At 66.4% G+C, this 21,844-nt stretch carries 15 protein-coding genes and 1 pseudogene; 6 read left to right on the top strand and 10 right to left on the bottom strand.

Translation table 11 applies throughout. From position 1 onward, the window contains the following. Positions 1-131: 131 nt before the first annotated feature. The 3 genes from AC0QC4_RS12430 to AC0QC4_RS12420 form a co-directional block, all read right to left on the bottom strand. Positions 132-374, bottom strand: a complete 243-nt coding sequence (locus AC0QC4_RS12430) for a hypothetical protein (RefSeq protein ID WP_483660216.1) — start codon at positions 372-374, stop codon at positions 132-134. A 104-nt stretch (positions 375-478) separates the two neighbouring features. After that, positions 479-3,007, bottom strand: a complete 2,529-nt coding sequence (locus tag AC0QC4_RS12425; protein WP_483660215.1) for a TonB-dependent receptor — start codon at positions 3,005-3,007, stop codon at positions 479-481. 160 nt (positions 3,008-3,167) lie between these two features. Continuing rightward, on the bottom strand, positions 3,168-4,778 hold the full coding sequence (locus tag AC0QC4_RS12420; protein WP_483660214.1) for a tetratricopeptide repeat-containing sulfotransferase family protein: 1,611 nt from the start codon (positions 4,776-4,778) through the stop codon (positions 3,168-3,170). A 92-nt stretch (positions 4,779-4,870) separates the two neighbouring features. Between AC0QC4_RS12420 and AC0QC4_RS12415 the strand changes: the two genes are divergently transcribed. Continuing rightward, positions 4,871-6,151, top strand: coding sequence for an APC family permease (locus AC0QC4_RS12415; RefSeq protein WP_483660213.1), 1,281 nt, complete (start codon positions 4,871-4,873; stop codon positions 6,149-6,151). Here the strand turns inward: AC0QC4_RS12415 and AC0QC4_RS12410 are convergent. The 4 genes from AC0QC4_RS12410 to AC0QC4_RS12395 are packed head-to-tail and all read right to left on the bottom strand — an operon-like array spanning position 6,139 to position 10,551. Further along, entirely contained in the window at positions 6,139-6,399 is a 261-nt protein-coding gene (locus AC0QC4_RS12410) for a hypothetical protein (RefSeq protein WP_483660212.1), read from the bottom strand. The two genes, AC0QC4_RS12415 and AC0QC4_RS12410, sit on opposite strands and share 13 nt — an antisense overlap. After that, positions 6,396-8,003, bottom strand: a complete 1,608-nt coding sequence (locus AC0QC4_RS12405) for a phytoene desaturase family protein (protein ID WP_483660211.1) — start codon at positions 8,001-8,003, stop codon at positions 6,396-6,398. Before AC0QC4_RS12405 ends, AC0QC4_RS12410 begins: the two co-directional genes overlap by 4 nt. Then, positions 8,000-9,175 (bottom strand): aromatic ring-hydroxylating oxygenase subunit alpha, encoded by a 1,176-nt coding sequence (locus AC0QC4_RS12400; RefSeq protein ID WP_483660210.1) that lies wholly within the window; start codon positions 9,173-9,175, stop codon positions 8,000-8,002. Before AC0QC4_RS12400 ends, AC0QC4_RS12405 begins: the two co-directional genes overlap by 4 nt. Before the next feature lie 2 nt (positions 9,176-9,177). Continuing rightward, positions 9,178-10,551 (bottom strand): M20/M25/M40 family metallo-hydrolase, encoded by a 1,374-nt coding sequence (locus AC0QC4_RS12395; protein WP_483660209.1) that lies wholly within the window; start codon positions 10,549-10,551, stop codon positions 9,178-9,180. Between the two features lie 273 nt (positions 10,552-10,824). On the opposite strand from AC0QC4_RS12395, the gene AC0QC4_RS12390 reads away from it, so the two are divergent. Next, a complete protein-coding gene (locus AC0QC4_RS12390) occupies positions 10,825-11,577 on the top strand; it encodes an SDR family NAD(P)-dependent oxidoreductase (protein WP_483660208.1) in 753 nt (250 codons plus the stop codon). Positions 11,578-11,655: 78 nt separating this feature from the next. On the opposite strand, the gene AC0QC4_RS12385 is transcribed toward AC0QC4_RS12390, so the two are convergent. Both AC0QC4_RS12385 and AC0QC4_RS12380 read right to left on the bottom strand, forming a co-directional pair. Beyond that, positions 11,656-12,468 carry a hypothetical protein gene (locus AC0QC4_RS12385; protein WP_483660207.1) on the bottom strand — a complete coding sequence of 271 codons (813 nt, stop codon included), beginning with the start codon at positions 12,466-12,468 and terminating at the stop codon, positions 11,656-11,658. A 38-nt stretch (positions 12,469-12,506) separates the two neighbouring features. Further along, positions 12,507-12,593 (bottom strand): annotated as a pseudogene (locus AC0QC4_RS12380) (toxin-antitoxin system HicB family antitoxin); the annotation flags it as partial. A gap of 368 nt (positions 12,594-12,961) precedes the next feature. Between AC0QC4_RS12380 and AC0QC4_RS12375 the strand changes: the two are divergent. From AC0QC4_RS12375 to AC0QC4_RS12360, 4 genes are all read left to right on the top strand, one after another. Continuing rightward, entirely contained in the window at positions 12,962-13,723 is a 762-nt protein-coding gene (locus tag AC0QC4_RS12375; protein ID WP_483660206.1) for a tryptophan 2,3-dioxygenase, read from the top strand. Beyond that, positions 13,720-14,871 carry a kynureninase/PvdN C-terminal domain-containing protein gene (locus AC0QC4_RS12370; RefSeq protein ID WP_483660205.1) on the top strand — a complete coding sequence of 384 codons (1,152 nt, stop codon included), beginning with the start codon at positions 13,720-13,722 and terminating at the stop codon, positions 14,869-14,871. Before AC0QC4_RS12375 ends, AC0QC4_RS12370 begins: the two co-directional genes overlap by 4 nt. Before the next feature lie 90 nt (positions 14,872-14,961). Beyond that, positions 14,962-16,338 (top strand): PAS domain-containing protein, encoded by a 1,377-nt coding sequence (locus AC0QC4_RS12365; RefSeq protein WP_483660204.1) that lies wholly within the window; start codon positions 14,962-14,964, stop codon positions 16,336-16,338. A gap of 162 nt (positions 16,339-16,500) precedes the next feature. Then, positions 16,501-21,159 (top strand): NAD-glutamate dehydrogenase, encoded by a 4,659-nt coding sequence (locus AC0QC4_RS12360; RefSeq protein ID WP_483660203.1) that lies wholly within the window; start codon positions 16,501-16,503, stop codon positions 21,157-21,159. A 100-nt stretch (positions 21,160-21,259) separates the two neighbouring features. Here AC0QC4_RS12360 and AC0QC4_RS12355 read toward each other — a convergent pair whose 3' ends face one another. Beyond that, on the bottom strand, positions 21,260-21,670 hold the full coding sequence (locus tag AC0QC4_RS12355; protein WP_483660202.1) for a glycine zipper 2TM domain-containing protein: 411 nt from the start codon (positions 21,668-21,670) through the stop codon (positions 21,260-21,262). Positions 21,671-21,844: the final 174 nt, after the last annotated feature.

Genomic DNA, 21,844 nt, shown 5'->3' with positions numbered 1-21,844 from the left:
CTGAGCGTGTCGAAGCACGCCTTGCCGTCGAAGACTGCGCCTGACCAGCGAAGCGCCCTTCGACTGGCGCAGGGCTCCGGCAAGGGTCTGCCTCAGGCTGCTGGCTTAGTGGTCAGGCCTGATCGACCGTCTCAATAGGACGGCGGGTCGCTTGCCGGAAAACTCTCGTCGACCGCTTGGTCGACCTTGTCCCAATCGCGGCGCGGTGTGTCCCGCATCGCATCGGGGCCGGCATTGCGCGTCTGGTCGAAATTGCCGTGGGCGCTCTCACCCTTCGCAAACGCCGCTGGCTCGGCTCGGGCCTCGCGGGACTGGGTCCAGCGCCACAGCGCATAGCCGCCACCGGCGACGGCAAGGAGGCGAAACAGGGACATGGCGGCAACTCCATCGAACGGGGAATACTGGCTCTTCCCCGTTCAACGGCCTTCACCGGCCAAGGATGCGCCGCCAGCGAGAAATATTCCCGCCGGCGCACGCGTCAGAAGCGATAGCCTGCCCGAATGCCCAGCGTGCGCGGCTGGGTGGGGACGATATAGGGCCGCTGGCCGCAGCTGCCGCACTGCTGATAGCGGGAAAGCTGGGCCCGCTCGTCGAACAGGTTGCTGGCAAAGGCTTGGAAGGTCCAGCTCTGCCAATCGAGCCCGAAGGACAGGCCAACCGTCGTCCAGCTCTCCAACCGCCCGAGTAGAGCCGCAGGATTGACGAAGTCGCCGGTGCCGACCTGCTGCACGTTGGTGCGGATGTCGGACGAGGCCGACCCCTGATGCGCCAGCACCCCTTGCACATAGGCATCCGCATCGCCGATGCCGAAACCATAGCGCATGGTGATGTTGCCCTTGAACTTGGGCGTGATCGGCAGCCGGGTCCCGCGCGGGGCAGTGATGAAATTGTCCGGACCCGTGCAAGTGTAGGTGGGGTCGGCAATCGCGCACAGATTCTGCCGCGTTTCGGCATCGGTATAGCTTGCCGCCGCCGTCAGGTTGAACCCGCCGGCGGTATAGCTCACGTCTGCCTCGATGCCCCTGATGCGAGCGTTCGGGCCGTTGTTGATGACGGTGAAGCTGTTCGGCCCGAGGAAGCTGAACTGGAACTCGTCCCAATCCTGCTGATAGATGGCGCCGTTCAGCCTCAGGCCGGGCGCCAGCGTCGTCTTCCAGCCGAATTCGTAATTGGTCAGATAGTCGGCATCATAGGGCGGCACGTCGGCGCGCCGATTGATGCCGCCCGGGCGGAAGCCGCGCGACCAGGTGACGTAGAGCAGAACATCTTCGGTCACGTCCCAGTTGAGGTTGAGGCGATGGGTGAAGCCATCGTCCTCCGCCTGCACCGGCACCACCTCGCCATTCTCGAACACGCCCAGATTGGTGCACGGCGTGCCGGGCACGCTGCCCGCAATCAGCGTGGTGTTGGCCTGCCCGGCCAGTTGCGCCTCGCGCAGCCGCACGCCGCTCTGCGTAAAGCATCCGGCAACGCCGGTACGGCTGCTGCCAGCGGCATTGGGCGGCGGGTTGCCCATCGCGCCCTGGATGAAGGCCGGGTTGCGGCCGAAGCCGAAGAAGCCGATCAGCGTATTGTCATATTTGAACACGCGCCCGCCTGCGGTCAGCGTCAGGCTGTCGGTAAGGTCGAAGCTGACCTCGCCGAAGGCGGCATAGTCACGGTCGATACGCTCCTGCCGGGTCAGCCACAGCGTACCGGGGCGACCGTTGACCGAGAGCAGCGGCGCGAGGTTGGCGACCTGATAGTCCTGGAAAATCTGGTTCGACTGCCGCTGGTAGAAGACGCCACCGACGAACCGCAGTCGCTCGTCCTGCGGGCTGGCGATGCGCAGTTCCTGGCTCAGCTTCCTGAAATGGTCGGAGCCGAGCACCTGCTGACGCGAGCTGATCGGGTTGCCCGCGGCGTCCGAGAAATAGAAATAGCCGGCGACACCACCGACCGATGAATAGAGCGAGTCATAAGCCTCGGCATAGTCGGTATAGTCGCTCGACTGGTTGACCTTGCGGTCGAGATAGGCGCCCGCATAGGTGATGTCCCAGTTGGAAATCTCACCCTCGATGGTCAGCGCCGCCTGCACGAACCGGTCGTTCCGGAACTCGGGCCCGAAGCGCTGCACCTCGAGATCGCCGACCTGCGGATCGAAGCCGAAGCTCCCGGTCGAGTGCATCTCCTGATAAAGCACTGTCGGCGTGACCGTCCAGCTCTCGTCGAGATCGATCTGCAGCGCGGCGCGCCCGCCATAGACCTCCAGATCGTTGTAATCCTCCTCGACGAAGGCATTGTTGTTGATGGTGAAGCCACCCGGCCGCGGCAGGAAGCTGCGCGTGCCGGGGACATTGTCGATGAAACCCGCATCGCGGCGATAGAAGCCGACCACGCGCAACGCCGCGGTTTCGCTGATCGGCGTATTGATCACGCCTTCGATCCGCCCGCCGATGCCGCCCTCGTTGACGGTATTGATCTCGCCATCGACCCGGCCGGAGAATTCGGAGGCATCGGGCTTGTTGGTGATGATGCGGATGGTGCCGGCCTGGCTCGACGCGCCATAGAGCGTGCCCTGCGGCCCGGCGAGGCTCTCGATCCGCGCAATGTCATAGACATGCACGTCGAGCGTGCCGCCGATGGTGGTCACCGGCTGCTCGTCGAGATAGACGCCGACGCTCGGCAGCGAGCCCGAGTGGTTGCCATCCCCGCCCGAGGCGACGCCGCGGAAATAGACGGTGGTCTGGCCGGGCTGCGACGACTGGAAGGCCACCGATGGCAGCAGCGCGGTGAACTGGTTGAAGTTGACGATGTTCAGCTGGTCGAGCCGGCGCGTTCCGAGCACCTGCACGCTGATCGGCACGTCCTGCAGATTCTCCTCGCGCTTCTGCGCGGTGACGATGATGTCGTCGCCATAATCGTCGGCCTCCGCCTGCGGAGCCTCCTGCGCCTGCACCACCGCCGTCGGCAAGGCAGTGGTCGCCAGCAAGCCGATGGCGATGGCGGAACGACGGAACGAAATCATAAGGCGCAGCCCCCCGGCATAAGCAATTTACCTGCGCCAGAGTGTCGCGCTGCATAATATGCGTCAAGCGGATGACACGCCCCGCGTCATTTCCAAGGAATTAAGTGACAATCTTGCCACGCCCGCATGCCCTGTGGCGCCCTTGTGCGAGCAAAGCGCCTTAGACGCTGACGGGCACCGCCGGGTAGCCCGTCAGCACGTCGCCCAGCGCCGCCTCGAGCGGTCCCAGCCAGGGCATGAACGTTTCGTGTGCTTCGGTGCCGCTGCGATAGATCGGCTGGCGCACCTGCTCCGAACTTGCCGTCCGCACCGCCCGCTCGGTGCGATGGAACTCGAGACAGGCCGGCTCGAAATCGAGTCCGCACGCCGCCAGCAGCGCGCGCACTTCGGCCTCGGTATCGTCGACCATCGTTTCGTAGATCACCCGGTGCACCCGCCCCGGTGCCTGCAGGTCGACATGCGCCATCAGCCGCACATAGTCGCGGTAATAGCGCCCCATGTCGGTCAGGTCATAACTGAACGCCTGCCCGCGCGCGAAATGCTGCTTGTAGTTGGAAAAGCAGCAGCCCAGCGGATGCCGCCGCGCATCGACGATCGTTGCTTTGGGCAGGATCGAGAGGATCAGCGGTACGTGCGCCCAGTTGTTGGGCAGTTTGTCGATGAAGAATGGCCGGTCGGTACGTCGCTGCACCCGGGTGCGCGCCAGATACTCCTCGCCCATCGCCCGCAGCCGCTCGGGCGGCACATTCGCCAGCCCATGCGGATAATTCTCCACCGTCCGTGCCAGCGCGGGAATGTCGGGCAGTTCGGACGTCCCTTCGACCAGGCTGTGGCTGGCGAGGATTTGCTCGACCAGCGTCGATCCCGCGCGCGGCATGCCGAGGATGAAGATCGGATCCGCCGCATCGCAGCCCTGGGCGGCGCGCGCGGTGAAGAACGCCGCGTCGAAGGCAGCGATCGACCGGTCGACAAAGGCCGCGGTCTCGTCGGCGTCATAGCTGAGCGCCTGCCGCCGCAGCGCATTGCCGGCGGCATAATGGCCGAATGCAATCGCCGCCTCGCGCCGATCCTCGAACGCCTTGCCCAGCGCGAAATCGAGGTGGAAGCGATCCTCGTCCGCAATGTCGTTGCGCGCCAGCTGCGCCTGCATCGCGGCGATATCCGCATCGTCGAACCGGACCGTCTTGAGATTGGCGAGGCTCCACCACACCTCGCCCAGTTCCGGTGTCAGCGCGATGGCGCGGCGATAGGCGGCGATACCATCGGCCTGCCGACCGACCGTCTTGAGCATATGGCCATAGCTCATCCACACCTTGGGCTGGTGCGGCGCCTTCTCCAGCACCGTCTCGTAGAGGGCAATCGCTTCATCGAATCCACCGACCCGCCCCAAGGCTGCGGCCTTGAGATTGGCATCGCCCAGATTGTCAGGCCGCTCGGCCATCACCCGGTCGAGCTCGGCAATCGCCTCCGCCGGGCGATTGAGCCGGTGCAGCACGATGGCGAGATTGGCGCGTGCGGCGGTGAAAGCGGGGGAAAGCTCGATGGCCCGGCGCAGCAGCGTCTCGGCATCCTTGTACCGGCCGATGCGCCCGGCCAGTTCGGCAAGCATGCGGATCGCCGCCACATCGAACGGCCGCTCCTTGAGATGCGCGCGCAGCACCGGCTCGGCTTCAGGCAGCCGGTTGTCAGCGAGGGCTAGCGCCGCTTCGATCAGCCGCGGATGGTAGCGGCCGCGTGTGGCGAGCCAATCGGTGCGGGGAGCGGTCGTCATCGTCGGTGCACTAGCCGGGATTCGCCACAGCAATCAAACCATGCTTATCTGCCACTCTGGCTCCAGGGTCAGGACCCTGGGGGGATAAGAGCATGACCGACACCGCAGAGCGCCCGTTCGGCTTCTGGACCGCCACCGCCCTGATCGTCGGCGGAATGATCGGGTCGGGCATATTCCTGCTGCCCGTCTCCATCGCGCCCTATGGCTGGACGGGGGTGCTGGCATGGGCGATCAGCATTGCCGGCGCGCTGTGCATCGCCTTTGCCATTGCCCGGCTGACACAGGCGATGCCGCAGGAAAGCGGCATCGTCGCCATCTGCGGCGCGATATTGGGCCCGATTCCCGGTCTGCTGGTCGGCTGGAGCTATTGGGTATCGGTGTGGGCCGCCGTCGCCGCCATTGCCATCGCGGCGGCGAGCTATCTCAGCGTTTTCTTCCCCGCGCTCGATGCCACCCCGCTGACCGGGGCGATGACCGCCGTCGCCATCCTCTGGTGCCTGACCGCGCTCAATCTGGCGGGCGCGGCGGCGGCAGGGCGCTTCCAGGTGCTGACCACCATCCTCAAACTGCTGCCGCTGATCGCCGTCGCCATCATCCTCGCCGTGATCGTCCCGACCGGACAGGCCCCGCTGCCGCCGCTACCCGCCGGCGATGGCTGGACTGCCGGACTGTTCGCTGCGGTCACCCTCACCCTGTTCCCGCTGCTCGGCTTCGAATGCGCGGGGATCGCCGCCGAGCGCGTCCGTGACCCCGCCCGCACCATCATGCGGGCGACGATGATCGGCACGACGCTGACCGGCCTGTTCTACATCATCGTCTGCTCCGGCATCGCGCTGACCCTGCCGGCAGACCAGCTTGCCGCGTCCAGCGCGCCGTTCGAGCTGTTCATCCGCACCTGGGCCGGGGCGAGCGCCGGCTATGCGGTTGCCGCCTTCGCCGCGATTGCCGCCATCGGCGCATTGAACGGCTGGGTGCTGCTGCAGGGCGAAGTCCCGCTCGGCATGGCCCGCGCCGGATTGCTGCCCGCGTGGCTGGCCAAGACCGGCGCACGCGACGTGCCGGTGCGCTTGCTCCTCGCCTCCTCCGTGCTGGCCAGCCTGCTGGTGCTCTCGACCAGCAGCCCGACATTGGGCGGCGTCTTCACCTTCGTTGCCCTGCTGACGACCTCGGCCTCGCTGTGGCTGTTCGCGGCCATCTGCATCGCCGCGCTGGTGCGGCGCGTGGCGGTGGTTGCGGCGGGGGCAGGGCTCGCTTTCTCGCTCGTCGCGATGGTCGGCGCGGGGATAGAGGTCAGCGCGCTGAGTCTGGGCTTGATGCTGACGGCGCTGCCACTCTATTGGTTGCGGGGCCAGTCGAGGACTCAGTCGCAATAAACTGAAGCTGCCGGGTCTTCATGAAATTGAGCGTTGTTGTCTGCGCACCAGGTCAGCAGTTCAGCCCGGAGCTGTACCCACTGATCGCGAGCCCAGATCGGTGCTGCCTCGGCCCACCGTCCCTCCGTCGGAAGATAGACCGAGAGGATGCCCATCGGTAGCTCCAGCACAAAAGCGCCTCCTTGGCCGGTCACGACCAATTCCTCTTTCCAACGTGGCTGAAAGGTAAATGGCTTTTCCTGCATCACCCAAACAACCGCCCTACGAAACTCCGATCCCGTAATATCTCCTGCGCCGCATTATGCCCCGGCGCGCCGGTCACGCCGCCGCCGGGATGCGTGCCCGATCCGCACATGTAGAGACCCGATATCGGCGCGCGATAATCGCCGTGGCCCAGCACCGGCCGCGCCGACCACATCTGGTCGAGCGTCAGATGGCCGTGCATGATGTCGCCATCGATCAGCCCGAATTTGCGCTCCAGATCCTTGGGCGAATGGATCTGCGTGGCGATGATCGACGAACGGAAATTGGGCGCGTGCTGCGTCACTGTGTCGATGATCACCTCCGCCGCCTTCTCGCGCTCGTCGTCCCATGAACGGCCATCGGGCAGCACCGGTGCGAACTGCTGGCAGAACAGGCTGGCGATATGCTGGCCCGGCGGGGCGAGGCTGTCATCGACGCTCGTCGGCAGCTTCATCTCGACGATCGGCGCGTCCGACCAGCCCTTGGCCCGCGCGTCGGTGAACGCCTTGTCCATATAATCGAGCGTGGGAGAAATGATGATGCCGCAGGTATGATGCTCGGCCATCGACTTGCCCGGCAGCACGGTGAAATCAGGCAGTTCGGACAGCGCGACATTCATGCGGAAGGTGCCGCTGCCGGTCTTGTAGCCGTCCATCCGCCGCGCGAAGGCTTCGGGCATGTCGCTGCGCTCGACCAGCTGGCGATAGAGCAAAGCCGGGCCGACATTGGCGGCGATCACCGGCGCGGCAATCTCCTCGCCACTCTCCAGTTTGACGCCGACTGCCCGCTTGCCATCGACCAGCACCTTGGCAACGGGGCTTTCGAGGCTGATCTCTACCCCCGCCTCGACGCACGCTTCGGCCATGTAGCGCGTGATGGCGCCCATGCCGCCGACGCTGTGGCCCCACATGCCCTTCTTGCCGTTGATCTCGCCGAACACATGGTGGAGCAGCACATAGGCGCTGCCCGGCGTGTCGGGGGACGCATAGTTGCCGACCACCGCGTCGAAGCCGAACGCCGCCTTGATGAAGTCATTCTCGTACCAGCGGTCGAGGAAACCGCGCGCCGATTTGACGAACAGGTCCATCACGTCGCGCTGCGCCTCGATGTCCATCGCCGCAAGGCGCTTGCCTTGCGCTGCCGCTGCGATGAGCGCCCGCAGGCCGCCGCCGACATTGGGCGGGGTCTTCAGCGCCATGTCGCGCAGCACCTCGGCGACGCGTTCCAGCGCCTCTTCATAAGCGGGGAAGATGTCCGCATCTTTTTGGCTGAAGCGCGCGAACTCGGCCTGCGTGCGCGCAGTGCCGCCGCCGAGCTTGAGATAGCCGTCCTCATGCGGGAAGAAATTGCTGATCGTCCGTTCGATGATCCGCCAGCCGCGCTCGTGCAGCCGCATGTCCCTGATCACCTTGGGCCTGAGCAGGCTGACCGTGTAGCTCGCGGTCGAGTTGCGGAAACCGGGGTGAAATTCCTCGGTCACGCAAGCGCCGCCGATCACGTCGCGCCGTTCGAGCACGCGCACCTTCATGCCGCTGCGCGCCAGGTAGAAAGCGCAGACGAGGCCGTTATGCCCCCCGCCGATGATCAGCGCGTCGTAGGATTTGGTCATGCCCGTCCCTTGCTCCACCCCGCCGCCGGCGCATGATGCAGCCGTGCTTCGGGGATCAAATTGCGTATCCGCCCCGCAAAATTGCGCAGGCACACCTCGCTGCGGCCGATCGGCCCGGCGCTATAGTGGCCGCCCTCCATGCCGCGCTGCACCCGCTCGATCAGCCAGGTGTCCTCGGCGTTGACCACACGGTTGATCCGGTCATTGGCGTAGCGCACCAGCTTCATCTCCCGCCGCGCATCCGGCAGCGCATAGGCCGCGACGCGCAGCAGACAGGTGGTCGGCGATGTCGGCACCCAGTGCATGAAATCGATCTGGTCGGCATAGATGTCGAACGCCATGTTCGGCCACAGCTTGAAATAGAGCCAGCGCCGCTGCGCTTCGGCCGGCAGATGGTCGACGTGCGGCAGATGCGCCTGGTAGAATCGCTCCCACAGATTGGCGGACACCCCGTCCTGCAATTCCCCCGACATCCGGTCGACCCAACCGTGCGCGGAGATGCGGTAGCTTTTGCCGAACAATCGCGTCAGCCCGTCATGCGCCACCGGAATGTGCAGATTGTCCGAATAATTGTCCCCCACATTCTTCCAGTTGACGCGGCGCGGCCGCGCCCAGGGGGTGCCGATCGGCTGCATCTCCGCAAAACGGTAGGGCGCGATTTCGGCTTCGGCCGGCGCCATCATCTCCGCGACCGATGGGCCGCCGTCGTTCGACAGGCGGACGAAGAGAAAGCCCTGCCACTGGTCGATGTCGATGGGGATGAGGCCGTTGGTGGCCATGTCGAGCGCCGGATAATCCGCCTTCATCGGCACGCCGGAAAGGCGCCCGTCGAGCTCATAGACCCAGGCATGATAGGAGCAGACCAGCTTCCTGGCGCAGCCCGCATCGCCATCCACGAGACGCATCGCCCGGTGGCGGCAGGTGTTGGCAAAGGCGCGGACAACGCCATCCGCGCCGCGCAGAACGATGATGCTCTCGCCCAGCAGCTCCAGTGTCCGCCAGTCGCCCGCCTTCGGAATATCGCTGTCATGGCAGACGATTTGCCACGCCGGGCGGATCACCCGCTCCATCTCGAGCGCATGATATTCCGCGTCATGATAGAGCCAGCCCGGAAGGCTCCAGTCGGCGTCGGGGTCGACTGCGGTGTCGGCGTGGAGATCGTCGCGCGCCATGGTCAGCGGCTCAGCGCCAGCGCGAGATCGTGGACATGATCGACCGCTGCGTAAAAGCTCGGCACGCGGATCTTTTCGTTGAGGCCATGGGCAAAGCCCTCGCTGCCTGCTGCGAAGATGCCCGAGGTGCCATAGGTGGGGATGCCCGCATTGGTATAGATCAGTGCATCGGTCGCGCCCGCGCTCATGCTGGGGGCGACAGGCACACCCGGGTAGCGCGCCTGCACCGATGCGGTGATGGCGGCGGCGACATCGTCGCGCAGCGGCGACATCTGCCCTTGCGGAAAATCGCCGATCAACTCGACCGACAGGCCATCGCCCGCCAGCCGCGCCAGCTCCGCCTGCACGCCATCGCGGGGCGCGCCGGGGAAAATGCGGCAATTGACCGTCGCCTCGGCGCGCTGCGGCAGCGCATTTTCGGCATGGCCGGCGCTGAGCATCGTCGCGACACAGGTGGTGGCGACCATGTTGGCATAATCGGGCGTCGCGCGGATTTCCGCCAGCGCCGCGGCATCGGCGGGATCGGCAGCAAAGCGGGTCAACGCGCCGGCTATGCTGCCGCTTTCCACCCGCCCGGAGGCGGCGAGGAAGCCGCGTGTCAGATCATTGACCTCGACCGGCCACTGATGCGCCTGGATGCGCAGCAAGGCCACCGCCAGATCGTAGATGGCATTGTCCGCGCGCGGCACGCTGCTGTGCCCGCCGGGGTTGCGCGCGGTGATGCGGAAGCTGGCGTAGCTCTTTTCCGCCACCTGCACGAAATAGGCGAGCGGCCGACCCTCGGCAGAGAGAGCGCCGCCGCCGGCATCGGTATTGATGGCATATTCCGCCCCGCGCACCCATGCGTGCCGGGCGATCAGAACAGTGCTCTCCTGCTCGGTCTCCTCGTCGCCGACAAAGGCGAAGACGAGCGTGCGGCGCGGCTGCTCGCCATCGCGCACCATCCGGGCGATGGTGGAGACGAGCGCGGTCACCCCGGTCTTGTTGTCCTCCACCCCGCGCCCGAAGAAATAGCCATTCTCCTCTACGAGCGTGAACGGGCTGCGCTCCCAGTCCTCGGGCCGGGCATCGACCACGTCCATGTGCGCGGAAAACAGGATGGGCCGCGCGGCCGTATCGCTGCCTGGGATGCGCACCAGCATCGCGACAGTCTCGCCCGATGGGATGGTGACGATGTCGGCATCGGGCACGCCCGCGGCGCGCAGATAGTCGGCGATCCACGCCGCCATCGCCGGCACCTGCCCCTGCCCTTCGGCGCTGCGGAACGCCACCAGCCGCTCGAGGATCGCCCGCGCCTGTACCTGATGCGCCGCATCCTGAGCCTGCGCAGGCGCGAGCGAGCACAGCGCGGCGGCGGCGATGAGGCGTTTGAGCATGGCGTATCCCCCGAAACGATGCGCCTTCCATGCGGGGGGCTGGGCGGGGTTTCAAGCGGAAAGGTTGCGGTGTGGGCACGCGTTCCAAAGGGTTCGCGCCAAGCCGCCAAGATCGCCAAGGGGGAGCGCCGGAAACCATCTCGCTTTCTTCTTGGCGGCTTGGCGGCTTGGCGCGACCCGCCTTCTTCATCGCGTGAAGGTGGCAGGACAGTCCTTCGACAAGCTGAGGATGCACGGCTAGAGGACAGCAAGAACCAACGACCGGAGCCTTCCATGACCAGAACCGCCCTCATCACCGGAGCCACCGCAGGCATCGGCGCCGCGACCGCGCGGCTGCTCGCCTCACGGGGGTGGCGGGTTGTCGGCACCGGTCGGCGGCAGGAGCGGCTGGCGGCGCTGGCGGCGGAACTGGGCGCAGACATCTTCCACCCCCTCACCCTCGACATGCGCGATGCCGACAGTTTCGATGCGGCCATCTCCAGCCTGCCCGGGCCGTTCGACGCGGTCGACCTGCTGGTCAACAACGCCGGTCTGGCGCTGGGCACCGCGCCGGCGCAGAAGGCCGATCTCGACCAGTGGCGGCAGATGATCGACACCAACATCACCGGCCTGGTCGCGCTGACCCACCGGCTGCTGCCCGGCCTGGTCGAGCGGCGCGGCGCGATCATCAACCTCTCCTCGGTCGCCGCCACCTATCCCTATACCGGCGGCAACACCTATGGCGGCACCAAGGCCTTCGTCCGCCAGTTCAGTCTGGGCCTGCGCAGCGACCTGCACGGCACCGGCGTGCGCGTCTGCTCGATCGAGCCCGGCATGGTCGAAACCGAATTCACTGTCGTGCGAACCGGCGGCAACAAAGCCGCGTCAGACGCACTCTACGGCGGCGCCAACCCGATGACGGCAGAAGACATCGCCGAAACCATCCGCTGGGTCGCCGAAGCCCCGCCGCACCTCAACATCAACACGCTGGAGCTGATGCCGGTGAGCCAGAGCTTTGCGGGGTTTCAGGTGGCGCGGGAGGGGTGAGGGCAAATATATGGTAGAGCGTCCCCAAAATTCCTGATGTCGCGGCTTCAGAGTTCCCGAGATTCGGACCGAAATATCTTAGACCAAATTCGGCAAATGAAACTTAGCAACCACGCCGCCATCCTCCAACGGGGAATTTGTATCAATATTGTAATCTAAGTCATCTGTAACGATAAACGGCGCTCCAATGAAAGGCTCAGACGCTATCTGATCATCGGTAGGCATTTGCCCCCTAGGCGCCAGCCAACAATAAGGCACAAAAGCACCGGGCGATCGAAATGTAACAGGCAAGTCTCCGCTATAGCTGCCATCCGGGGCAGGTGTCACATAGGCATGGGGGAGATCGCCATCACCTAGTGCCTCAGCGTATGTACGAGGCGGTCCGTCCTGAACACGCCCTATACAAGTAAGAATGCTATATTCACCATACCTTACTCTTCGATCATTGATAATATCTGTTTTTATGTTGCTACTCATATTCATTATTGGAACGAAATCGAATTCGTTCACATTTGTTGATGGACTCGCCAAAAATGGTCTAGGTACCGAATAGTCCGCCGGTTTGGCGTGAATTATAGACCTAGTATTTACGAAAAGCTCAATCGCATTCTGAATATTGTCAGCAAAATCAACCAGATTATAGGCGTTTCTGCTGCGTAAAAAATTCGCCAAAATGCCCAATCCAATTCTTTTCGCTGCAACAGCCGCGAGTGGAAGCGCTAAAGGGGCAAGCGTTATGAAAACGCCACCGGCTATCCAGAGCGGTGATGCCACAATATCATCTAAGGCATCGCCATTGGCACCTGGATTGCTATTATTACACCCTACCGTGGTAGCTGCTAGACCGGCCGCAAGAGCAGTCCTACGCGTAATTGCTTGCTCACATGTCATCTAAAGTCTCCGCAGCTTTTTAGATGACTTCTAGGTTATCACAATCTTGCCCGATTCGCCACATAGGCGTTTAGAGAAACCCCCTCCCGCGCCGCGACGATCTTCAGCTTTTCGTGTAGCGAGCGGGGGACGCGCTGGCGCCATTGGCCGGGCGCCTGCGGGGCGGGGGCGGGGCGGGGCGGGGCAGTGCCTTAGCGGACTCTCCGCGCCTCTGCGTGAAATAGATTCGCACGAAGCCACGAAGCCACAAAACGAAGGTTGGGGTGGACGCCGTGTTGCTCCTTCACCGCTTCATCAATGCGGGGGCTTGCGCGCCGTTGCCCGTCTTTGTGTCTTCGTGGCTTTGTGCGAGCCCTTGTCTCGGGTGGAACCACGCAGGGCGATGCGATCCGGCGCGTGCACCCCTCCACCACCCTTCGGGTGGTCCCCCTCACCGTGCCGGGAGCGCGCTTGGCGTTTGCCGCTCCCATCCCCCGGCGCTACACCCCGCCGCATGACCGACATCACTTACGACCGCTACCTCAGCCTCGACGCCATTCTCGGCGCGCAGCATCCGCAGTCGGATTTGCATGACGAGCTGCTGTTCATCGTCATCCACCAGACCAAGGAATTGTGGCTGAAGCAGACCATCGCCGAGCTGACCCAGGCGCTGGAGATGGTGCGCGGGGACCGGCTGGTCGAAGCGTACAAGGGCCTCGCCCGCGTCAGCCGCATCCAGGCGGTGATGACGCTGAGCTGGGACGTGCTGACCACCATGACCCCGTCAGACTACACCCGCTTCCGCCATGTGCTGGGGACGAGCAGCGGCTTCCAGTCGGACCAGTTCCGCACGGTCGAGGTGATGCTGGGCGTGCGCGAGGGGCCGTATCTGGGCGAGCAGACGCTGGCCGCCGCCGCGCTGCCGAGTCTGTGGGACGAGGCCAATGCGGCGCTCGCGCGCGCGGGCTTTGCCGTGCCCCGGGCGGCGCTGGCACGCGACTGGCCGACGCCCTATCGGCCGAGCGGCGAGGTCGAGGCGGCGTGGGCGGCGGTCTATCGCGATCCCGAGACCCACTGGCCGCTCTACCAGCTCGCCGAGAAGCTGGTCGATATCGACGATGCCATGGCAAGCTGGCGGCACCGCCATGTGCTGACCGTCAGCCGCATCATCGGCGGCAAGCGCGGAACGGGCGGCACGGCGGGCGTGCCCTATTTGCAATCCACCCTCTCCAAGCGCGCCTTCCCCGAATTGTGGTCGCTGAGGACGATGCTGTGAGCGCCGGCGATTACAGGCATCTGTTCCAGCGCAGCCTCGCCGCCGCGCCGGACCGGCTGCACTTCGCCGCGCACAGCCATCATCTGTGGCCGGATGCGTCTTACGTCGGGCAGATCGCCGCCTGGCAGGATGCGGCGCGGCTCGCCGATCGCAAATGGGGGCGGGTGATGGACGAGCTGTGGCCGGCGGCGCAAGCCCATGTCGCCGCAGAGCTGCACCTGCCCGATCCGTCCACCATCGTCTTTGCGCCCAACACACATGATTTCCTGCTGCGCATTGCCTCCGCCATCCCCGGCCGCCCGTTGCGCATCCTCGCCAGCGATGGCGAGTTTCACAGCTTCCGCCGCCAGGCCGCGCGCTGGGTGGAGGCGGGGGAAGCGGTGGTCGAGACGGTGGCCGCCGGGCCGGGTCTGGCCGCGCGGATGGCGGAGGCGGCGCAGGGCTTCTCGCCGCATCTCATCGTTGCCAGTCAGGTCGGCTTTGCCAGCGGGGCGCTGCTGGGGGACCCGGCGCCGCTCGCCGCGCTGGCGCATCCCGACGGCCCATGGGTGCTGATCGACGGCTATCATGGCTTCATGGCGGTGGAGACCGACCTGTCGGCGCACGCATCGCGGCTGTTCTACACCGCCGGCGGCTATAAATATGCGATGGCGGGCGAAGGGGTGGCGTTCCTCCACTGCCCGCCGGGCTTTGCACCGCGCCCGGTGAATACGGGATGGTATGCCGAGTTCGACGACCTGGCGGCGCCGCCCGGCGCGGTCGGCTACGCGCCCGATGCGCGGCGGTTCCTCGGCTCGACCTTCGACCCTTCCGGCCTCTACCGCTTCGTCGCGGTGCGCGACATGCTGGCGGGCGAAGGGCTGGATACGGCGGCGATCAGCGCGCATGCCGATGCCTTGAAGGCGCAATTGCTGGGCGGCTTGCGCGGGCCGCTGGCAGAGGCGGAGCTGCTCAACCCCGCCGCGCCAGGCCAGCCGCAGGCGCGCTTCCTCGCCTTCCGCCACCCGGATGCCGCGCGCTGGCAGGTGGCGCTGCTGGCACGCGACATCGTTACCGACGTGCGCGGGGATGTGCTGCGTATCGGCTTCGGCCTCTACCAGACCGCGCGCGATGTGGAGGCACTGCTGCAGGAAATTGCGATTTTGTAACCGGTGCCTCCGCGATGCACGGCATGTTTAACCGGCTGTTTACCGCTTTTGCGCCATGGTCCCCGGGAGTAATAACGGGGCCACCGCCACATGGACACGCAGCGCAGCAGCTATGGCAATGACGACAGCGGGTCTGCCGACAGCCATGGCATAGAAACGCCGACTGTCGTCGGGCACGACGAGCGGCGCATGCATGTGCGCGCCTACAATCATTGGGCGCGGCTGCTCGATGGCCGGTCCTTTCCCTCGATCGAATCGCTCGATCTCGACGATCTCGGCGATTTCGGCCCCAACGCCGTGCTGCTCGATTTCACCTCGGGCATCGAAAATCCCGCGCTCGGCTTCGTCGGCCCAGCGCTGGCGCGCGAATGCAAGCTCGACGAGAGCGTGCATTATATCGCGGATGTACCGCGCCGCTCGCTGCTGTCGCGGCTGACCGACCATTATCTGCAGATCATCGCCAACCGCGCCCCGATCGGCTTCGAGGCCGAGTTCGTCGATGGCGACGGCGCGACCATCCTCTATCGCGGCGTACTGCTGCCCTTCTCGTCCGATGACGACACCATCGACTTCATCCTGGGCGTGATCAACTGGAAGCGCGCGGCCGAGCCGGCGCTGGTCGAAGCCATCGCCGAGGAAATGGCCGCCGCATCCGCTGCCGCACCGCACCAGCGCCCGACCCTGCCGGTCTGGAGCGACGATGCCGAGACGGTGGATGACAGCGATGCGGAATCGCTGATGCCGCTGCCCACCCCGTCGCTCGCCGCGCTGGTGCGCCCGCGGCTCGCCCCGATGGTCGAGGAAGACGTGCTCGACCTCGACGATACGCTGCAGCTCGATACGCTGGCCGCGCTGGAAGAGGAGCCGTCGAGCCTCGCCGACTGGCTGGCCGCCGCGCGGATGCTTGCAGACAACGCCCAGCAGGCCAATGCCCGCGGCCACAGCGCGCTCTATCAGGCAATCGGCCGCGCTTGGGGCTTTGCGCGCGCCGCCGCCGAAGCACCCGAGGATTATGCCGAACTGCTCGACGAGGCCGGCATCCAGACCAACCCGCGCGCGCCGCTGACCCCGGTGGTCAAGCTGGTGTTCGGGGTCAATCACGACAAGACGCGGCTCGCCGAATATGCGGCCGTGCTGGGCCATGCCCAGCGCGAGGACATCGCTCCGGCCGCGCTGCCCGGCTATCTGTCGGGCTATGCGGGTGGCCTGAAAGCACTGCTCAAGGATATTCGCGCCGCCCAACGCGCCGCCCGCCCGGTGGCGCCTGCGGTCGATCCGGTCTGCGTGCTCAGCGGGCTTGCCCCGCTCGGCACCGTCGACTGGCCCGATGCACCCGACGGCGCCTATCTGGCGCTGCTTGTCCGGCGCGAAGCGGACGGCTCGCTCGCCATTGTCGCGGCCGAGGCCGAAGGCAGTGTGCAGACCACCCGTCTGATGGCGCAGGTCGCCCGCCGCAGCGCGCAATAAAATTACAGCATCTTGGGTTTTCCGGCCGTCGCGGGGTTGAGCCGCACGGACGACAGGCGCATAGGCTGGCACCAGAGAGGCACGCGCTGGGGAGGAGCTGGGCTGCCGCGTCCGGACGCGGCGATGGGTCCTGTCCGTGCGTGCGCAGCAAACGGGTGCCCAATGTCCCAAGCCGATACTCCGACCACCGATCGCGCCGCTGTACCGCACGCGATCGTCACCGCCATTTGCGGCGCATTGAACAGCAGCGCACTGCCTGACGAAGCCATGGCCGATGCAGCGGAATCGCTGCAGGCCGCAGCTCAGTTCGTCGCGCAGACCGGTCTGGTCCGCGAGCCCGGCAAGCCGGTGATGGCGCTCGAACCGATGGGCACGAGCGGCTCTGCGCGGCGCATGCGACTGGCCATCGTCAACGACGACATGCCGTTCCTGGTCGATTCGGTCGCCGGCGCCGTCGCTGCCGCCGGCCTCGCCGTCGATTGCATCGTCCACCCCGTGCTCGCCGTCCGCCGCGATGGCGACGGCACATTGTCCGCCATCCTCGACCGCGACGCGAGCGGCGAGCGCCGCGAATCGATGATCTACATGGAGGTTGAGCGCGCCGATGCGCGCGGCCGCCGCGAGCTGCTCGCCAGCCTCGCCTCGGTGCTGGCCGACGTGCGCGCCGCGGTCAGCGACTGGCTCAAGCTGCAGGCGGCCATGCAGGCCGATGCCGACCGGCTCGGCGATGGCGAAGGCACCGCGCTGTTGCGCTGGTTCCTCGACCGCAACTTCACACTGCTCGGTCACGAACAGCGCGATCGCAGCGGTGCGCCGACCGCGCAGCTCGGCATCTGCCGCTCCGACACGACACCGCTGCTCGCCGACAGCACTGTCGCCACCGCCTTCGAATGGTTCGAGCGCGGCGGGCGCGTGCCGCTGATCGTCAAGTCGAACCGCATCGCCACCGTTCACCGGCGGGTTCTGATCGATGTCATCATCACCCCGATCCATGGCGACGGCGGTCTGACCGGCCTCTCCATCCACGGCGGCCTGTGGACCAGCGCCGCGCTGGCTACTGCGCCGGAGCGCGTGCCGATCCTGCGCACCGCGCTCGCCGAGCTTACCCGAAAGTTCGGTTTCGATCCCTCGGGCCATGCCGGCAAGGCCCTGGCACACGTGCTGACCCAGCTGCCACACGATCTGCTGATCGCCACCGATGGCGCGCAGCTCGAATCCATCGCGCTCGCAGCCATGTCGATCGCCGACCGGCCGCGCCCCAAATATGCGGCGATCCTCTCCCCGCTCAAACGCCACCTGTTCGCCTTCGTGTGGCTGCCGCGCGACGAGGTATCGACCAGCCGGCGCACCGCAGTCGAAACGCTGCTGCGCGAGCGCGCCCATGCGCGTCTGCTGAGCTGGAGCATTGCGATGGAAGAAGGCGGCGCTGCGGTGCTGCGTTTCACGCTCGACCTGCGCGACGGCGGCATCGTGCCTGAAGCCGATGCGATCGACGCCGAGCTCGAAGCCATGGTGCGCGGCTGGGCGCCGGGCATCGAAGCGGCGCTGGCCGCGCTCGGCGAGGAAGGCCGCGCCAACGCGCTGGCGCATCGCTATGCCCCCATCTTCCCGCAATCCTACCGGCTCGACCACACGCCGGACGATGCCGCGCGGGATATTCTGCGCCTGCGCGATCTCGACGAGGAACGGCGCGTCGATGTCCGCCTGGTCAGCGGCGCGGATGGCGCCGACGATGGCCTGCGGCTCAAGGTCTACAGCGCCGACGGCGCGCTGCCGCTGTCCCGGCTGGTGCCGACGCTCGAGAATTTCGGCTTCACCGTGCTCGAGGAGATGCCGACCGCGCTGACCGACGAACGCGGCGGCTATATCCACGATTTCCGCCTGTCCGATGGTGGCAGCGCGATCGACACCGCCCGCATCGCGACCGTCGAGGCCGCCATATCCGCGGTGCTGCGCGGCGTGGCCGAGAATGACCTGTTCAACCAGCTGGTCGTGCGTGCCGGGGTCGATCCGCAACAGGCCGACTGGCTGCGCGCCTGGTTCCGCTATCTGCGCCAGACCGGTGTCACCTATTCGATGGGTACCTTTGTCACCGCGCTGCGCAACGCGCCGTCGGTGACGCGCGGGCTGGTCGCGCTGTTCGCCGCCCTCCACACGCCGGGTCATGACGACGCCGAGGGCGCTGCCGCCGTGCGCGCGGACATCCTTGCCGGGCTCGACGCGGTGGCCGCCATCGACGAGGATCGCATCCTCAGGCTGATGCTCGCCGTCATCGAAGCGACCCTGCGCACCAACGCCTTTGCCCCTGCAGCAGCCGAGGCGCTGGCCTTCAAGATTGACAGCGCGAAGGTGCCCGGCCTGCCCAAGCCGCTGCCGTGGCGCGAAATCTTCGTTTACTCGCCGCGGGTCGAGGGCATTCACCTGCGCGCCGGACCGGTGGCGCGCGGCGGCCTGCGCTGGTCCGACCGACGCGACGACTTCCGCACCGAAATTCTCGGCCTGATGAAGGCGCAGCGGGTCAAGAATGCGGTGATCGTGCCGACGGGCGCGAAGGGGGGCTTCTACCCCAAGCAATTGCCCGATCCTGCGATGGACCGCGATGCGTGGCTGGCCGAGGGCACCGAATGTTACCGCATCTTCATCCGCACCCTGCTGTCGATCACCGACAATCGCGTCACCGGCCAGGTGGTGCATCCGGCATCGGTGGTGGTGCGTGACGGGCCTGACCCCTATTTCGTCGTCGCGGCGGACAAGGGCACGGCCACCTTCTCCGATGTCGCCAACGGCATCGCGCTGGAGCGCGATTTCTGGCTGGGCGATGCCTTCGCCAGCGGCGGCTCGAACGGCTATGACCACAAGGCGATGGGCATCACCGCCAAGGGCGCGTGGCTTTCGGTGCAGCGCCATTTCCGCGAACTCGGCATCGACGTTCAGAGCGACAGCATCAGCGTCGTCGGTGTGGGCGACATGTCCGGCGACGTGTTCGGCAACGGCATGCTGCTGTCGAAGACGCTCAAGATCGTCGCCGCCTTCGATCATCGCCACATCTTCATCGACCCCACGCCCGATCCGGCGGCAAGCTGGGCCGAGCGCGCGCGCCTGTTCGCCCTGCCCCGGTCGAGCTGGGCGGATTATGACGCATCGCTGATCAGCCCGGGTGGCGGCGTGTTCCCGCGCAGCCAGAAGGTCATCCCGCTCTCGCCCGAAGCGCAGGCCGCGCTCGGCGTGGCAGAGGACAGCATGGAGCCGGCCGCGCTGATGTCCGCCATCCTCAAGGCGCCGGCCGACCTGCTGTGGTTCGGCGGCATCGGCACCTATGTGAAGGCGGCGGCGGAAAACAACGCCGATGTCGGCGACCCCGCCAACGACCGGCTGCGTATCGATGCCGAGCAGTTGCGCGTCCGCGCCGTCGGAGAAGGGGCCAACCTGGGCATCACCCAGGCAGCGCGCATCGCCTTTTCGTTGCGCGGCGGCCGCATCAATACCGACTTCATCGACAACAGCGCCGGCGTCGATTGCTCGGACAATGAGGTCAACATCAAGATCGCGCTCAACAACGAGGTGCGCGAAGGCCGGCTGGGCGCGGAACCGCGCAATCAGCTGCTGGCGCGGATGACCGACGATGTCGCGCATCTGGTGCTGGAGGACAATCGCCTGCAGGCGCTGGGCCTCTCAATCGCCGAGCAGGGCGGCGCCACCGCCCTGCCCTCGATGATCCGGCTGATCGAGATGTTCGAAGGCGCGGGCCAGCTCGACCGGCGTGTCGAGGGCCTCGCCGCCAACGACATATTGGTGCGGCGCGGGCAGGAGCAGCGCGGGCTGACCCGGCCCGAGCTGGCGGTGATCCTGTCGACCGCCAAGCTCGGCATCCAGGCCGCAGCCGAAGAGTCCCGGCTTGGCGACGATCCGCTGATGGATGCAGAGCTGCTCGCGGCCTTCCCTGCGGAAATGGTCGAAACCCAGCGCGAGGCGATATTGGCGCACCAGTTGCGCCGTGAAATCGTCGCCACCAAGGTCGCCAACCGGCTGATCAACCGCATGGGCCTGATCCACCCGTTCGAGCTGGCGGAGGAGGAAGGGGTCGGCATCGCCGATGTCGCTGAAGCCTTCGTGGTCGCCGAGCGGCTGTTCGACCTGCCCGCGCTGTGGGCGCGCATCGACACCGAGGCGATGGACGAGGGCGTGCGCCTGTCTCTCTATGGCGAGGTCGCCATCGAGCTGCGCGCGCACATGGCCGATCTGATGCGCAACAGCGTGGCCGGGCGCAGCCTGGCGCAATGCGTCGCCGATCTCGCGCCCGGCATTGCCGAGCTCGACCGGCAGAGCGACCGGCTGCTGCGCTCGACTGCGCGCGAACAGGCCGGGGCCTTTGCCCGGCGGCTGGAGGAAAAAGGCACGCCGCCGTCGCTCGCGCAGGCGATCGTGCATCTGGCGGAGGTCGACGGGGCGGTCGGCATCGTGTCGCTGTCGCGTCGCTCGGGCGCGGATGCCACCAAGCTGACCGGGGCCTTCGGCATGCTGGGGCAGGTCACCGGGCTCGATTGGGCGCAGGGTGCGGCAATGCAGCTTTCGCCGAGCGACCCGTGGGAACGGCTGCTCGTCGCCGGCCTCGCCCGCGACTTCCAGCAGATGCGGCTCGACACCATCGCCCGGCTGGGCGGCGATCCGGAAGAGGCCGTCACCGAGTGGCTGGCGCGCAACGAGGGCCGGGTGCGGCAGTATCGCAACTTCATCGATCGCGCGCGGTTATCCCCGCAGCCGCTACCGGCGATGCTGGCGCAGCTTGCCGGGCAGGCGCGGACCCTGCTGGCGCGGGCTTAACCGGCACGCGTCGCCCCGGACTTGATCCGGGGCGACGGCATTTCGCATCGAAAAGGCCGGAGCATCGCTGCTCCGGCCCTTTCTCATTCAGCCATCCGGCTTAGCGGCAGCGGGCCGACCCACGGTCGATCTCGCGACCCAGCAATGCGCCGGCAACGCCGCCGAGGATGGTACCGGTGGTACGCTCGCCGCGGGTGTCGATCGCCCGGCCGGCCAAGGCACCGCCCGCCGCACCGATGATCAGACCAGTGGTGCCATTACCACGGCGGCAGCGATAGCGGCCCTGCTCGTCCTGCCAGATCCGCTCGTTGCGGCTCAGCACGCGCGGCTCATAATAGCGCCCCTGGCGGTCATAGTGCCCGCGGTGGCGACCGCGATCATGCTGCATGGTGGTGCCATAGTCGATGCGATAATCGCTGGCCGCCGGGGCGATGGGGCCGCCAGCGGCAATGGCGGGGACGGTCGGCACCAGCATTGCGGCGGCGGCGAACGTCAGGAATGTCTTCTTCATGGCTCAGTCCTTTCATCCGTGGAACCTGTGCCGCAAGAACGGGCCTTGCGGCTGCGGGTTGCATGAACAGTCGCCGACAGGCCGGTTCATCGGCGCGAAAGCCGCAGTTTCCTGTCGAAGATCGGCGGAAATGCGATGCTTTGCTGCGCCGACCGCCGCCAAAACACAGTTTTT

The sequence above is a fragment of the Sphingomonas sp. jy18 genome, assembly GCF_056931895.1.
The sequence above is the reverse complement of the archived record's forward strand: the minus strand, read 5'-3'. Positions and strand labels throughout refer to the sequence as shown.

Coding starts and splice junctions, on each gene's coding strand:
- AC0QC4_RS12385 (WP_483660207.1), bottom strand. CDS start 12,468: ATGACATGTGAGCAAGCAATTACGCGTAGGACTGCTCTTGCGGCCGGT.
- AC0QC4_RS12390 (WP_483660208.1), top strand. CDS start 10,825: ATGACCAGAACCGCCCTCATCACCGGAGCCACCGCAGGCATCGGCGCC.
- AC0QC4_RS12360 (WP_483660203.1), top strand. CDS start 16,501: ATGTCCCAAGCCGATACTCCGACCACCGATCGCGCCGCTGTACCGCAC.
- AC0QC4_RS12365 (WP_483660204.1), top strand. CDS start 14,962: ATGGACACGCAGCGCAGCAGCTATGGCAATGACGACAGCGGGTCTGCC.
- AC0QC4_RS12395 (WP_483660209.1), bottom strand. CDS start 10,551: ATGCTCAAACGCCTCATCGCCGCCGCCGCGCTGTGCTCGCTCGCGCCT.
- AC0QC4_RS12425 (WP_483660215.1), bottom strand. CDS start 3,007: ATGATTTCGTTCCGTCGTTCCGCCATCGCCATCGGCTTGCTGGCGACC.
- AC0QC4_RS12420 (WP_483660214.1), bottom strand. CDS start 4,778: ATGACGACCGCTCCCCGCACCGATTGGCTCGCCACACGCGGCCGCTAC.
- AC0QC4_RS12375 (WP_483660206.1), top strand. CDS start 12,962: ATGACCGACATCACTTACGACCGCTACCTCAGCCTCGACGCCATTCTC.
- AC0QC4_RS12415 (WP_483660213.1), top strand. CDS start 4,871: ATGACCGACACCGCAGAGCGCCCGTTCGGCTTCTGGACCGCCACCGCC.
- AC0QC4_RS12430 (WP_483660216.1), bottom strand. CDS start 374: ATGTCCCTGTTTCGCCTCCTTGCCGTCGCCGGTGGCGGCTATGCGCTG.
- AC0QC4_RS12400 (WP_483660210.1), bottom strand. CDS start 9,175: ATGGCGCGCGACGATCTCCACGCCGACACCGCAGTCGACCCCGACGCC.
- AC0QC4_RS12405 (WP_483660211.1), bottom strand. CDS start 8,003: ATGACCAAATCCTACGACGCGCTGATCATCGGCGGGGGGCATAACGGC.
- AC0QC4_RS12355 (WP_483660202.1), bottom strand. CDS start 21,670: ATGAAGAAGACATTCCTGACGTTCGCCGCCGCCGCAATGCTGGTGCCG.